The organism is Janthinobacterium sp. J1-1, assembly GCF_030944405.1.
Taxonomy (GTDB): domain Bacteria; phylum Pseudomonadota; class Gammaproteobacteria; order Burkholderiales; family Burkholderiaceae_D; genus Janthinobacterium.
Genome location: NZ_CP132339.1, coordinates 178,333 through 192,633, shown reverse-complemented (window position 1 = coordinate 192,633; position 14,301 = coordinate 178,333). Strand labels below are relative to the sequence as shown.

The 14,301-nt window shown below is 58.5% G+C and carries 8 protein-coding genes, 2 tRNA genes and 2 rRNA genes; 11 read left to right on the top strand and 1 reads right to left on the bottom strand.

What is annotated here, in order from left to right:
- The first annotated feature begins 37 nt into the window (after window positions 1-37).
- The 7 genes from Q8L25_RS00815 (at window position 38) to Q8L25_RS00785 (ending at window position 7,477) form a co-directional block, all read left to right on the top strand.
- The gene (locus Q8L25_RS00815) at window positions 38-919 is read left to right on the top strand and encodes an N-acetylmuramic acid 6-phosphate etherase (protein ID WP_308923108.1); all 882 of its coding nucleotides are present in this window, start codon (window positions 38-40) and stop codon (window positions 917-919) included.
- A 45-nt stretch (window positions 920-964) separates the two neighbouring features.
- The gene (locus Q8L25_RS00810) at window positions 965-2,275 is read left to right on the top strand and encodes an MFS transporter (RefSeq protein ID WP_308923107.1); all 1,311 of its coding nucleotides are present in this window, start codon (window positions 965-967) and stop codon (window positions 2,273-2,275) included.
- An 89-nt stretch (window positions 2,276-2,364) separates the two neighbouring features.
- Window positions 2,365-4,026 carry a family 10 glycosylhydrolase gene (locus Q8L25_RS00805; RefSeq protein ID WP_308923106.1) on the top strand — a complete coding sequence of 554 codons (1,662 nt, stop codon included), beginning with the start codon at window positions 2,365-2,367 and terminating at the stop codon, window positions 4,024-4,026.
- Window positions 4,027-4,120: 94 nt separating this feature from the next.
- On the top strand, window positions 4,121-5,038 hold the full coding sequence (locus tag Q8L25_RS00800; protein WP_374694222.1) for an N-acetylglucosamine kinase: 918 nt from the start codon (window positions 4,121-4,123) through the stop codon (window positions 5,036-5,038).
- Between the two features lie 18 nt (window positions 5,039-5,056).
- On the top strand, window positions 5,057-5,875 hold the full coding sequence (locus Q8L25_RS00795) for an N-acetylmuramoyl-L-alanine amidase (RefSeq protein ID WP_308923104.1): 819 nt from the start codon (window positions 5,057-5,059) through the stop codon (window positions 5,873-5,875).
- 85 nt (window positions 5,876-5,960) lie between these two features.
- A complete protein-coding gene (locus tag Q8L25_RS00790; RefSeq protein WP_308923103.1) occupies window positions 5,961-6,863 on the top strand; it encodes a LysR family transcriptional regulator in 903 nt (300 codons plus the stop codon).
- The gene (locus Q8L25_RS00785; RefSeq protein ID WP_308923102.1) at window positions 6,863-7,477 is read left to right on the top strand and encodes a M15 family metallopeptidase; all 615 of its coding nucleotides are present in this window, start codon (window positions 6,863-6,865) and stop codon (window positions 7,475-7,477) included. Before Q8L25_RS00790 ends, Q8L25_RS00785 begins: the two co-directional genes overlap by 1 nt.
- Here the strand turns inward: Q8L25_RS00785 and Q8L25_RS00780 are convergent, their stop codons facing one another.
- Window positions 7,478-8,833 carry a sodium-dependent transporter gene (locus Q8L25_RS00780; RefSeq protein ID WP_308923101.1) on the bottom strand — a complete coding sequence of 452 codons (1,356 nt, stop codon included), beginning with the start codon at window positions 8,831-8,833 and terminating at the stop codon, window positions 7,478-7,480.
- Window positions 8,834-9,308: 475 nt separating this feature from the next.
- On the opposite strand from Q8L25_RS00780, the gene Q8L25_RS00775 reads away from it, so the two are divergent.
- The 4 genes from Q8L25_RS00775 (at window position 9,309) to Q8L25_RS00760 (ending at window position 14,245) form a co-directional block, all read left to right on the top strand.
- Window positions 9,309-10,839: ribosomal RNA gene (locus Q8L25_RS00775) — 16S ribosomal RNA — on the top strand.
- Window positions 10,840-10,938: 99 nt separating this feature from the next.
- Window positions 10,939-11,015: transfer RNA gene (locus tag Q8L25_RS00770), tRNA-Ile, on the top strand.
- Window positions 11,016-11,033: 18 nt separating this feature from the next.
- Window positions 11,034-11,109: transfer RNA gene (locus Q8L25_RS00765), tRNA-Ala, on the top strand.
- 246 nt (window positions 11,110-11,355) lie between these two features.
- Window positions 11,356-14,245 (top strand): 23S ribosomal RNA (locus Q8L25_RS00760).
- Together the 16S and 23S rRNA genes with 2 tRNA genes alongside form the textbook arrangement of a ribosomal RNA operon.
- Window positions 14,246-14,301: the final 56 nt, after the last annotated feature.

Below are 14,301 nucleotides of genomic sequence, written 5' to 3'. Positions count from 1 at the left end.
TTAAACTGGTTTCATCGTTCAACCATGTCCATGAGTCATGTTAAAAACTGAAACCCCGAGCACGCGGCATGCGGAACTCGATCTGTATCCAACCGCGCAACTGGTGGCCGCACTGGTCGATGACCAGTTCTGGGCCGTCGAGGCCGTACGGCTGGCCTCGCCGCATATCACGGCCGCCATCACGGCCGCCCTGCCCCGTATCGCCGCCGGTGGCCGGCTCTTGTATGTCGGCGCCGGCACCTCGGGCCGGCTGGGCGTGCTCGACAGCGTGGAACTGCATCCCACTTTTTCCTGGCCGCCCGAGCGCGCCGTGGCCATCCTGGCCGGTGGCGCCGGCGCCATGTTCGCGGCCGTCGAAGGCGCGGAAGATGATGAGGGCCAAGGGGCGGCCGACCTGCTGGCCTTGCAACCGCAGCCCAACGACGTGGTGTTTTTATTGGCCGCGTCCGGCGCCACGCCGTATGTATTGGGGGCCTTGCGCGCCGCGCGCGAGGCGGGCGCCCTGACGGTCGGCATTGCCAATAATGCCGGTGCGCCGGTGGCCATGCAAGCCGACTGTGGCATCGTGCTCGACACGGGCACCGAAGTGATCTCCGGCAGCACCCGTCTGAAAGCGGGCACGGCGCAGAAGATCACCCTCAATACCATTTCCAGTGCGCTGATGGTCGGTTTGCACAAAACCTATGGAAACTTGATGGTAGACTTGAAGCCGACCAACGCCAAGCTGATCTTGCGGGCCGTCAAACTGACCATGCATGCCACCGGCGCCGAGGAAGCGCAGGCAAGAAGCGTGCTGGAGCAATGCCAGTTTCACGTCAAGGTGGCGATTGTTGCCTTGTTAAAAAAAATTACCACAGACCAGGCACAAGCATTGTTGGCCGGCGCTGGCGGCAGTGTGCGCTCGGCACTGGCCGCCTGAGCCGATGGCGCGGCATTCTTCTGCTTGTTTGACAATGAAGGATGTATGAAGCTTGTGAAACAAACCGCCCCGGCCACCGCACCCGCGCGCGTGAAAAACCCCTGGCTGTGGATCCCCTCGCTGTATTTTGGCCAGGGCATACCGTATGTGGTGGTCATGACACTGTCGGTGATCATGTACAAGAACTACGGTTTTTCCAATACCGATATTGCGCTGTATACCAGCTGGCTGTACCTGCCGTGGGTGATCAAGCCGTTGTGGTCGCCGTTTATCGACATGTACCGCACCAAGCGCTTCTGGATCGTCGGCTTGCAGCTGGTGATTGGCGCGGCGCTGGCGCTGGTGGCCCTGACCACCGCCCTGCCGCACTTTTTCCAGATCAGCCTGGCGATCTTCTGGCTGATGGCTTTCAGTTCCGCCACGCATGACATCGCCGCCGACGGCTTTTACATGCTGGGCCTGGAAGAGCACCAGCAGGCGGCCTTTGTCGGCGTGCGCAGCACCTTTTACCGCCTGGCGATGATTTCCGGCCAGGGCCTGCTGGTCTATCTGGCCGGCTACCTGACGCACTCGACCGGCAGCGTGCAGCTGGCCTGGTCGGTGGTGTTCGCCATCCTGGCGGGCCTGTTCATCGCCCTGTTCCTGTACCACTATTTCATCCTGCCCAAGCCGGCCCTTGACCGGCCCAGCATCACCGATGCCGGTGTTTCTCCGCTGCAGGAATTCGTCGCCACCTTCGCGGCGTTTTTCAAGAAGAAGGATATTGTCGTCATCCTCGGCTTTTTGCTGCTGTTTCGCCTCGGCGAAGCGCAGCTGCTGAAACTGGCGGCACCCTTCCTGCTCGACCCCGTCGCCAAGGGCGGCCTGGGCCTGTCCACCGAGCAGGTGGGCCTGGTCTACGGCACCATCGGCGTGATCGCGCTGACCCTGGGCGGTTTGCTGGGTGGCTACATCATTTCGCGCTTCGGCTTGAAACGCTGTTTGTGGGTGATGGTGCTGTCGGTGCACCTGCCCGACCTGGTATTTGTCTACCTGGCCACGGCATTACCCAGCAATATCTATCTGATCGCGGGCGGTATCGCGCTGGAACAGTTTGGCTACGGCTTCGGTTTCGCTTCCTACATGCTGTACATGATCATGGTCTCGGACGGCGCCCACAAGACGGCCCATTACGCCATCTGCACCGGTTTCATGGCGCTGGGCATGATGTTGCCTGGCATGGCCAGCGGCTGGATACAGCAGATGCTGGGCTACCAGCACTTCTTTATCTGGGTGTGCATCGCCACCATCCCCGCCTTCATCATGGCGGCCCTGGTCAGGATCGATCCCGAATTCGGCAAGAAGGCCGAGGCCTGAGCTTTTCAAGTGTGCGCGCCGCGGCATGGCCGCGCACAGTAGAATGCCCGCACCGATAGACCTGCGCCCTACCCTTGCAAGGAATTGTTTTGTTGTCTACTTTTAAGAAACGGCTGGCTGCCACCGCCACCATCGTGGCCGCGCTGGCCACCGCCAGCTTGCTCAGCAGCTGCACCAGTTCCCGCATGCCCGTCGATGCGACAGCCGGCCCGGCCGCCCTGCCGGCCGTACCGCCCGTGCAACATATTCGTGGTGAAGTGCCGCCGCCGGCGCCGCGCGAGTTCCGCGCCGCCTGGGTCTCGACGGTCGCCAATATCGACTGGCCCAGCCGCAGCAACCTGACGGTGGCCAAGCAGCAGGCCGAGGCGATCGCCATCCTCGACCGCGCCAGGTCGCTCAATTTGAACGCCATCGTGTTGCAGGTGCGCCCCAGCGCCGATGCGATCTACCCGTCGCAGCTGGAGCCGTGGTCGGAATTCCTGACCGGCAAGCAGGGCCAGCCGCCGCTGCCGATGTATGATCCGCTGGCGTTCTGGGTGGCCCAGGCGCATGCGCGGGGGCTGGAACTGCACGCCTGGTTCAACCCCTACCGCGCCCGCCACGCCACCGCCAAGTCGCCGCTGGCGCGCGACAGTTTCGCTTCGACCAACCCCGCGTCCGTGAAACAGTACGGCCGCTACCTGTGGATGGACCCGGGCGATGCCGCCGCATCCAAACACACGACCGACGTGGTGCTCGACGTGGTGCGCCGCTACGATATCGACGGCGTGCATATCGACGATTATTTCTATCCCTACCCGATCGACGCGCCGGGCGCAGGCGCCGGTGCGGAAACCGCCGCGCTGGACGCGGGCAGCGGCGCCGCCAAGCGCGAGCTGCCATTTCCCGACGAACCATCGTGGCAGCAATACCTGCTCGGTGGCGGACAACTCGATCGCGCCGGCTGGCGCCGCCAGAACGTCAACCAGCTGATCGAGGGCTTGTATACCGGCATCCACCGGGAGAAAAGCTGGGTGCGCTTCGGCATCAGCCCGTTCGGCATCGGCCGCCCCAACCTGCGTCCGCCCGGCATCGTCGGTTTCAGCCAGTACGACAAACTGTATGCGGATGCGGAATTGTGGCTGGCCAAGGGCTGGCTCGATTACCTGTCGCCGCAGCTGTACTGGCCGGTGGCGCAGGCGCCGCAGGCATTTGGCGTGCTGCTTGACTATTGGCTGGCGCAGAACCCGTATGGCCGCCATGTGTGGCCGGGCCTGTACACCAGCCGCATCGACAATACGCCGAAGTCCTTCACGCCGCAGGAAATCGTCAAGCAGATCGAAGTGACGCGCACGCGCCCCGGCGCCAATGGCCAGGTGCATTTCAGCATGGTGCCCCTGATGCAGAACCGCAAAGGCATCAGCGAGCAACTGAAGGCGGGCGTGTATCAAAGCCCGGCCCTGATCCCCGCCACGCCATGGCTGGGCACGGAAGCGCCCGGCACGCCGCTGGTGGCGATGCGGCGCGCTGGCGACGGCGTGAATGTGAAACTGACGGCCGGCGGCGGCAAGCCGGTGGCGCAATACGCGGTGTGGGCGCGCTATGGCGAGGAATGGCGTTTCCTGGTGGTGTCCGGCACGCAAGCCGAGCTGAACCTGGTGGACGACGCCATCGGCAGGGTCAATGCGGTGGTGGTCAGCGCCGTCGACCGCCTCGGCAATGAAAGCCCGCGCATCACCTTGCGCCAGCCGACGGTGGTGGCGGCGCAGTAACCGTTCCTGATCGACAGCTGGTCCATAACCTGCAGGCATGTATCGTGCGTAAGCTTTCATGCCTGCCAGTCTCGTCTGGCTTTACACTCACGACATGACTTCTTTCCATACAGCTTCCCGCTTAGGCTTGGGTATCGACGCCGGCGGCACCCAGACGCGCTGGGCGCTGGCGACCAGCGACGGCGCCATCGTGGCCAGCGGCGCGGTGGACGGCTTGTCGGCCTTGCAAATGAGCAACGATGCGGGCCGCGCGGCCTTGCACGCCACCTTTGCCGCCTTGAGCCAGGCCGTGCTTGCCGTCGGCCAACCGGCCCATGTGCATGCAGGACTCACCGGTTTTGGCGGCGATGGCGCGCTGTTGGCGCAGTCCCTGGCGACGCTGCTGGCGCTGCGCCCATCGGACGTGACTTTGTGCAATGATATTGAAATCGCCTATCTGGACAGCTTTGCGCCCGGTGAAGGCTACCTGGTGTATGCCGGCACGGGCTCGATTGCCGCCTGGATCGATGCCGGCGGCGTGTTTCACCGTGCGGGCGGGCGCGGCGTGCTGCTGGATGATGGCGGTGGCGGCTACTGGATCGCGCGCGAGGCCTTGCGCCAGATCTGGCGCCGCGAAGATGAAGCGCCGGGCAGCTGGCAGCAATCGGCGATGGCCCGCGCCGTGTTCGAACGGATAGGCGGCAGCGACTGGGACAGTTCGCGCCAGTTCATGTATGGCCAGGACCGCGGCGCCATCGGCCGGCTGGCGCTGGCCGTGGCCGCCAGTGCCGAGCTCGACCCGCTGGCGCTGGACATCTTGCAGCGGGCCGGGCAGGAACTGGCGCGCCTGGCGCTGGCCCTGACGGCGCGCCATGGTCCACGCCCCGTGGTGCTGGCCGGCCGCGCGGCGCAGTTGCACCCGGCAATCGCGGCAGCCATGCGCGCCGCTTTGCCGGACTCGTTGATGATGGAACAAAAGATGGCTCGTTCGCATGAGGCGGCCGCCCGGCTGGCTGCAGCATGCATTGATTAACCCTGTTATGGATACCGTATGAAAAAAATCGCTCTTGCCCTGCTGGTTGCCCTGTTGTCGGCCTGTACCACCACCGTTCCCCAGATCGACCGCAGCCTGACGGCGCGCGGCCAGAGTCCGCGCGTGAAATTCATCGTCATCCATTACACGGTCAGCGACCTGCCCCGCTCGATCAAGATCCTGACGGAACAAGTTGTCAGCAGCCATTACCTGCTGACCGATACGGCCCAGCCGAAGTTCTATGCGCTGGTCGACGAATCGCGCCAGGCGAATCACGCCGGTGTCAGCAACTGGAAGACATATACCCAGCTGAACGTCAGCTCGATCGGCATCGAGATCGTCAACCCGGGCTTTACCGAGTCGCCGCAAGGCCGCATCTGGTATCCATTCCCGCAGGCGCAGATCGACCAGCTGATTCCGCTCTTGAAAGACATCCAGGCCCGCTACAATATCGCGCCGGAAAACATCCTGGGCCACAATGAAATCGCGCCGCAGCGCAAGCAGGACCCGGGTCCGCTGTTTCCATGGAAGCAACTGGCCGATGCCGGCCTGATCGTCTGGCCGGACGCCACCCGCGTGGCCACCCAGCGTGCCGTATATGAGCAGTCGCTGCCGGACGCCGTCTGGTTCCAGAGCAAACTGGCGGCACATGGCTATGCCACGCCGCAGACGGGCGTGTTCGACGAAGAAACCAAGAACGTGCTGATCGCCTTCCAGATGAAATACCGCAACACCTTGTTTGACGGCACGGCGGATGCGGAAACGGCAGCCTTGCTGCAAGTATTGACGACGCCACTGCCCGTGGTTGCCCCTGCGCCGGCTGTTGCAGCCAAGTAGCATGCCATTCCAGCCCATGACTTTTTCCATTAAGCTGAACCTTTCCGGCCTCAGCGGTCGAATGTAAAGAGCAAAGGAACAAGTCATGCGGCTGCGCCATATCGAAGTCTTCCACGCCATCATGCAGGTCGGCACCATCAGTGGCGCGGCGCAAGTGCTGCATATCTCGCAGCCGGCCGTCACCAAGGTGCTGCAACATTGCGAGCTGCAACTGGGCATGCCCTTGTTCGAGCGCGTGCGCGGCAAGCTGTATCCCAAGCCCGAGGCGCACCGCCTGTTTGTCGAGACCGAAAAACTCAACCGCGATCTGATCGGCATCCGCCGCCTGGCCGCCAGCCTGAAAGGCCATGCGGTGGAAACCATCCGCCTGGTGTCGACGCCGACGATCGCCATCAGCGTCCTGCCGTTTGCCATGACGGCCTGGCGCCGTGACTTTCCCCATACGCGCTGCCAGCTGGCGACCCACCATACCAGCGAGATCGTCAATACCCTGCGCCTCGGTGAAGCGGACCTGGCCCTGTCGCTGCAGGACCCGCGCCATCCCGGCATCGTCGCCGAACCGATCGCCCAGGGCGTGATGACGGTGATCGCGCCGGCCGGTACCTGGCGCGCGGCGGACTGTGGCACGCCCTTGACGGCGCAGGGGCTGACGGGCGAGCTGATCGGCCATGCCGACAACGATCCGCTGGGCGAACTGGTGATTGCCGGCTGCGAAGCGCAGGATATCCACCCCGTGTTTTCCACCGTGGTGCAAACCTACCAGATCGCCCGCTCGCTGGTGGAAGCGGGCGCCGGCATGGCGGTGGTCGACCCGTTCACGGCCGCCTCCGGTTCGCCCGAGCTATTGCAGCGCCGGCCATGGGCGCCGGCGGTGCCGATACAACTGTATTTATTGACGGCCAGCCATTCGCCGTTGTCGCATGGCGCGCGCCGCCTGGCCGACAGCATCGGCGTGGCGGCCCGCAACTGCCTGGAAAGAGGAATGTAATGGCTGGTGCAAGCCTGCAACTGGAAGCGGTCGCCAGCGATCCGCAATTTCGTCACTTGAACAGCATCGCCGGCATTGCCGTCGACTTGCGCTACGCCACCCCCGACAATTTCGTCGGCCGCGACCTGTACAGCCCCATCGATTGCGCCTGGTTGCACCGCGATGCGGCCGCGGCACTGGAAAGCGCCGTGGCCTGGCTGGTGGCGCACCGGCCCGACCATCACCTGCTGGTGCTCGACGCCTTGCGCCCGCAGCGGGTGCAGCAACAATTGTGGGATGCCCTGCAGGGAACGGAATTGGTGGGCTATATCGCCGAACCGTCGCGCGGCTCGATCCACTCGTTCGGCATGGCCTTGGATATCACCATCGTCGGGCCCGATGGCGCCGAACTCGACATGGGGACAGGGTTCGACGATTTGAGCGAGCGCTCGCACCCGGCGCTGGAACTGGCCATGCTGGAACGGGGCGACATCACCGAGCAGCAGGTGGACAATCGGCGTCTGTTGCGCGGCGCCATGTTCCAGGCGGGATTTTTTGGCATCAACAGCGAATGGTGGCATTTCGACTGCGGCGACCGGGTGCTGGTGCGCCAGACCTACACCCGGGTGTTGTAATCAGAAAACGTTCAAGCCCTTCAGCATCACCAGCAGGATCAATACCGGTGATATATAGCGCAGCAGGAACAGCAGCACATTGGCCAGCATGCCATTCTGCAAGCGGCCCTGGTTGCTGATCGCCTGCCTGAAGTTGTCCTTGCCCCAGGCCCAGCCCGTGAACAAGGCAATTGCGATACCGCCGATCGGCAGGAAGATATTCGACGACACGAAGTCGAACAGGTCGAACATGTTCAGATTGAACAGCGTGAAATGCGCCAGGGTACTGTTGCTGAGGGCGCACAGGGAACCGAGCGCGGCCAGCGACAGCATGGTGACCAGGGTTGATTTGCGCCGGCTCCAGCCCAGCCGCTCATGAAAGATCACCACCGGCACTTCCATCAGCGACAGCATCGCACCGGTAGCGGCCACGGCCGCCAGGATAAAGAACACCACCATCAGCGCCTGGCCCATCGGGATCTGCGAGAACACGGCCGGGATGGTGATGAACACCAGCGACGGCCCCGCACTGGGCGCAAAGCCGAAGGTGAACACGGCAGGGAAGATGGCGATGCCGGCCAGCATCGATACACCGAGGTCGGCCGCCATCACGCGCAAGGTGGTCAGTGGAATATCCTGATCATCGCGAAAGTAACTGCCATAGGTCATCATGGTGCCCATGCCAACGGATAGCTTGAAAAAGGCCAGGCCCATCGCCGTCAGCACCACGGCGGCGGATAGTTTCGAGAAATCGGGACGGAACAGGAAGGCCAGGCCTTCGCCGGCCTTGTCCAGCGACAGGCTGACCGCACACAGCAACAGCAGCAGCAAAAACAGCAACGGCATCAGTTTCTTGGCGATCGCCTCGATGCCCTTGGTGACGCCCAGCATCAATATGCCGCCGATAAACAGCAGTACACCCCATTGCCACAGCAATGCCTGCAATGGGTTGCTGATCAGCGAGGCAAACGCCGCTTCCGTCACGTGGCGGTCGCTGCTGAGGATAGAGCCGTCGATGGCCTTGACGATATAGGCAAACACCCAGCCCACCACTTCCGAGTAAAACGCCACGATCAGAAAGGCGGCCACCAGGCCGATCACGCCGACCAGCCACCACGGCTTGCCCTTGGGCGCCAGCTGTTCCATGGTCGAGATGGGATTGACCTTGGCGCGCCGGCCCAGGGTGATTTCCGCAATCATCACGGGCAATCCTACCAGCAAGGTGGCCAGCAGATAGATCAGCAAGAAGCCGGCGCCGCCATTGGCGCCCGTCAGGTAAGGAAACTTCCAGATATTGCCGAGACCGACGGCCGAACCGAGGGTGGCGGCCAGTACGCCAAAGCTGGAACTGAAGCCTGCGCGTTTTTGTTGTTTCATGTGATTCTTCACTATATATAAGCGTCAACCGACGCCGAGGGGGCGAAATTGTAGCAGTGGAGTAAAAATAGCCGGCAAAAGCCTTGCGCCCGCCATGGCCGTTTGCTATAGTTCGCCTCCTCGCAAAACGATGCACACAAAACAGCGTGTCGCACAGTGAAGCGAGAGAAAAAGAAGGTTGACGAAATGGCCGAAACGCTTCATACTCTTCCTTCTTCGCAGCTGACAAACACAACGCTTTGTCGATAGCGCGAAACGCAGTACCGAATACCGTTCTTTAACAATTAACAGTCGATAAGTGTGGGCATTTGATGAAGTGCAGCAGTGATCTTCGGATTGCTGTAAAACTTAAAATATCAAATGTTCACAAGAAATAATGAAATAGGATACTTCTTCGGAAGTAGCCTGTCAGTTTTTTGAGTGAGCGACCCATCAGCAATGATGGTGCCTGTAACAGGGCAAAGTAACAGAGATTAAACTGAAGAGTTTGATCCTGGCTCAGATTGAACGCTGGCGGCATGCCTTACACATGCAAGTCGAACGGCAGCACGGAGCTTGCTCTGGTGGCGAGTGGCGAACGGGTGAGTAATATATCGGAACGTACCCTGGAGTGGGGGATAACGTAGCGAAAGTTACGCTAATACCGCATACGATCTACGGATGAAAGTGGGGGATCGCAAGACCTCATGCTCGTGGAGCGGCCGATATCTGATTAGCTAGTTGGTAGGGTAAAAGCCTACCAAGGCATCGATCAGTAGCTGGTCTGAGAGGACGACCAGCCACACTGGAACTGAGACACGGTCCAGACTCCTACGGGAGGCAGCAGTGGGGAATTTTGGACAATGGGCGCAAGCCTGATCCAGCAATGCCGCGTGAGTGAAGAAGGCCTTCGGGTTGTAAAGCTCTTTTGTCAGGGAAGAAACGGTGGAAGCTAATATCTTCTGCTAATGACGGTACCTGAAGAATAAGCACCGGCTAACTACGTGCCAGCAGCCGCGGTAATACGTAGGGTGCAAGCGTTAATCGGAATTACTGGGCGTAAAGCGTGCGCAGGCGGTTTTGTAAGTCTGATGTGAAATCCCCGGGCTCAACCTGGGAATTGCATTGGAGACTGCAAGGCTAGAATCTGGCAGAGGGGGGTAGAATTCCACGTGTAGCAGTGAAATGCGTAGATATGTGGAGGAACACCGATGGCGAAGGCAGCCCCCTGGGTCAAGATTGACGCTCATGCACGAAAGCGTGGGGAGCAAACAGGATTAGATACCCTGGTAGTCCACGCCCTAAACGATGTCTACTAGTTGTCGGGTCTTAATTGACTTGGTAACGCAGCTAACGCGTGAAGTAGACCGCCTGGGGAGTACGGTCGCAAGATTAAAACTCAAAGGAATTGACGGGGACCCGCACAAGCGGTGGATGATGTGGATTAATTCGATGCAACGCGAAAAACCTTACCTACCCTTGACATGGCTGGAATCCTTGAGAGATCAGGGAGTGCTCGAAAGAGAACCAGTACACAGGTGCTGCATGGCTGTCGTCAGCTCGTGTCGTGAGATGTTGGGTTAAGTCCCGCAACGAGCGCAACCCTTGTCATTAGTTGCTACGAAAGGGCACTCTAATGAGACTGCCGGTGACAAACCGGAGGAAGGTGGGGATGACGTCAAGTCCTCATGGCCCTTATGGGTAGGGCTTCACACGTCATACAATGGTACATACAGAGCGCCGCCAACCCGCGAGGGGGAGCTAATCGCAGAAAGTGTATCGTAGTCCGGATTGTAGTCTGCAACTCGACTGCATGAAGTTGGAATCGCTAGTAATCGCGGATCAGCATGTCGCGGTGAATACGTTCCCGGGTCTTGTACACACCGCCCGTCACACCATGGGAGCGGGTTTTACCAGAAGTAGGTAGCTTAACCGCAAGGAGGGCGCTTACCACGGTAGGATTCGTGACTGGGGTGAAGTCGTAACAAGGTAGCCGTATCGGAAGGTGCGGCTGGATCACCTCCTTTCTAGAGTTTGCACGAGGCAGCAATGCTTCACCATCAAATGTTCACACTTATCGACTGTTAGCTGAAGAAGAAACAGTAGTCGTTTTGTAGCACCGCGTTGGGGCTGTAGCTCAGCTGGTTAGAGCACCGTGTTGATAACGCGGGGGTCGTTGGTTCGAGTCCAACCAGCCCTACCAGCTAATTAGTAAATCTCAGGGGGATTAGCTCAGCTGGGAGAGCACCTGCTTTGCAAGCAGGGGGTCGTCGGTTCGATCCCGTCATCCTCCACCAAGACTTTGAAAGTGCAAACGTAAGCCAGTGGGTTTAGGTTTGATCTTTTAGCGATCATTGCTGTTTCGTTCTTTAACAATCTGGAAGAAGTAAAGATTATTTATTGATCAAGTCTATGCGTGCAGGAATGCATGAGGCGACTTGATGGGTAATGATTGTATGTATCAACAAACAAGCAACAACGTTGTACTTTCTTATCCCTGTAGCGCTCTTTGATTACCTAGTAGTCAGAGGCTAACGTTATAGGGACAAGCGAATAAGTGCACATGGTGGATGCCTTGGCGATTACAGGCGATGAAGGACGTAGTAGCTTGCGATAAGCTGCGGGGAGTGAGCAAACACACTTTGATCCGCAGATTTCCGAATGGGGCAACCCACCCTTTTAGGGTATTGCATGCTGAATACATAGGCATGCAAGGCGAACGCGGCGAACTGAAACATCTAAGTAGCTGCAGGAAAAGAAATCAACCGAGATTCCCAAAGTAGCGGCGAGCGAAATGGGAAGAGCCTGTACGTGATAGTCGGACCGATAACAGAATCCTCTGGAAAGTGGAGCCATAGTGGGTGATAGCCCCGTATGTGAAATCGGACCGGTGATACTAAGCGTACGACAAGTAGGGCGGGACACGTGACATCCTGTCTGAATATGGGGGGACCATCCTCCAAGGCTAAATACTCGTAATCGACCGATAGTGAACCAGTACCGTGAGGGAAAGGCGAAAAGAACCCCGGAAGGGGAGTGAAATAGATCCTGAAACCGTGTGCATACAAACAGTAGGAGCGGACTTGTTCCGTGACTGCGTACCTTTTGTATAATGGGTCAGCGACTTACATTCAGTGGCAAGGTTAACCAGATAGGGAAGCCGTAGAGAAATCGAGTCCGAATAGGGCGATCAGTCGCTGGGTGTAGACCCGAAACCAAGTGATCTACTCATGGCCAGGATGAAGGTGCGGTAACACGCCCTGGAGGTCCGAACCCACTAATGTTGAAAAATTAGGGGATGAGCTGTGGGTAGGGGTGAAAGGCTAAACAAACTTGGAAATAGCTGGTTCTCTCCGAAAACTATTTAGGTAGTGCCTCAAGTATCACCATCGGGGGTAGAGCACTGTTATGGCTAGGGGGTCATTGCGACTTACCAACCCATTGCAAACTCCGAATACCGATGAGTGCGAGCTTGGGAGACAGACGTCGGGTGCTAACGTCCGGCGTCAAGAGGGAAACAACCCAGACCGCCAGCTAAGGTCCCAAAGATTGGCTAAGTGGAAAACGAAGTGGGAAGGCTAAAACAGTCAGGATGTTGGCTTAGAAGCAGCCATCATTTAAAGAAAGCGTAATAGCTCACTGATCGAGTCGTCCTGCGCGGAAGATGTAACGGGGCTAAGCCAGTCACCGAAGCTGCGGATATTGTTCTGTGATTTATCACAGATATATATGGTAGGAGAGCGTTCTGTAAGCCTGCGAAGGTGTCTTGTAAAGGATGCTGGAGGTATCAGAAGTGCGAATGCTGACATGAGTAGCGATAATGGGGGTGAAAAGCCTCCACGCCGTAAGCCCAAGGTTTCCTGTTCAACGTTCATCGGAGCAGGGTGAGTCGGCCCCTAAGGCGAGGCAGAGATGCGTAGCTGATGGGAAGCAGGTTAATATTCCTGCACCGTCGTATGATGCGATGGGGGGACGGATCGCGGAAGGTTGTCTGACTGTTGGAATAGTCAGTTTCTGTCTCATAGAAGGCGCTTAGGCAAATCCGGGCGCAGGATTCAAGGGGATGGGACGAGTGAACTTGTTCACGAAGCAATCGGAAGTGGTTCCAAGAAAAGCCTCTAAGCTTCAGTCATACGAGACCGTACCGCAAACCGACACAGGTGGGCGAGATGAGTATTCTAAGGCGCTTGAGAGAACTCGGGAGAAGGAACTCGGCAAATTGGTACCGTAACTTCGGGAAAAGGTACGCCCCGGTAGCTTGATTGGTTTACTCCATGAGGGTGAAAGGGTTGCAATAAACTGGTGGCTGCGACTGTTTAATAAAAACACAGCACTCTGCAAACACGAAAGTGGACGTATAGGGTGTGACGCCTGCCCGGTGCTGGAAGATTAAATGATGGGGTGCAAGCTCTTGATTGAAGTCCCAGTAAACGGCGGCCGTAACTATAACGGTCCTAAGGTAGCGAAATTCCTTGTCGGGTAAGTTCCGACCTGCACGAATGGCGTAACGATGGCCACACTGTCTCCTCCCGAGACTCAGCGAAGTTGAAATGTTTGTGATGATGCAATCTACCCGCGGCTAGACGGAAAGACCCCATGAACCTTTACTGTAGCTTTGCATTGGACTTTGAACCAATCTGTGTAGGATAGGTGGGAGGCTTTGAAGCGGGGACGCTAGTTCTCGTGGAGCCAACCTTGAAATACCACCCTGGTTTGTTTGAGGTTCTAACCTTGGTCCGTAATCCGGATCGGGGACAGTGCATGGTAGGCAGTTTGACTGGGGCGGTCTCCTCCTAAAGTGTAACGGAGGAGTTCGAAGGTACGCTAGATACGGTCGGACATCGTGTTGATAGTGCAATGGCATAAGCGTGCTTAACTGCGAGACTGACAAGTCGAGCAGGTACGAAAGTAGGACATAGTGATCCGGTGGTTCTGTATGGAAGGGCCATCGCTCAACGGATAAAAGGTACTCTGGGGATAACAGGCTGATTCCTCCCAAGAGTTCATATCGACGGGGGAGTTTGGCACCTCGATGTCGGCTCATCACATCCTGGGGCTGTAGCCGGTCCCAAGGGTATGGCTGTTCGCCATTTAAAGTGGTACGTGAGCTGGGTTTAAAACGTCGTGAGACAGTTTGGTCCCTATCTGCCGTGGGCGTTGGAAATTTGAAGGGGGCTGCTCCTAGTACGAGAGGACCGGAGTGGACGAACCTCTGGTGTACCGGTTGTCACGCCAGTGGCATTGCCGGGTAGCTAAGTTCGGAAGAGATAACCGCTGAAAGCATCTAAGCGGGAAACTTGCCTTGAGATGAGATTTCCCAGAGCCTTGAGCTCTTTGAAGGGTCGTTCGAGACCAGGACGTTGATAGGCTGGGTGTGGAAGTGCAGTAATGCATTAAGCTAACCAGTACTAATTGCCCGTACGGCTTGTCCCTATAACCTTAGCAGGTGCAGAGGATAAGACGGTACAACGTTGCGTGTATGTTGATAT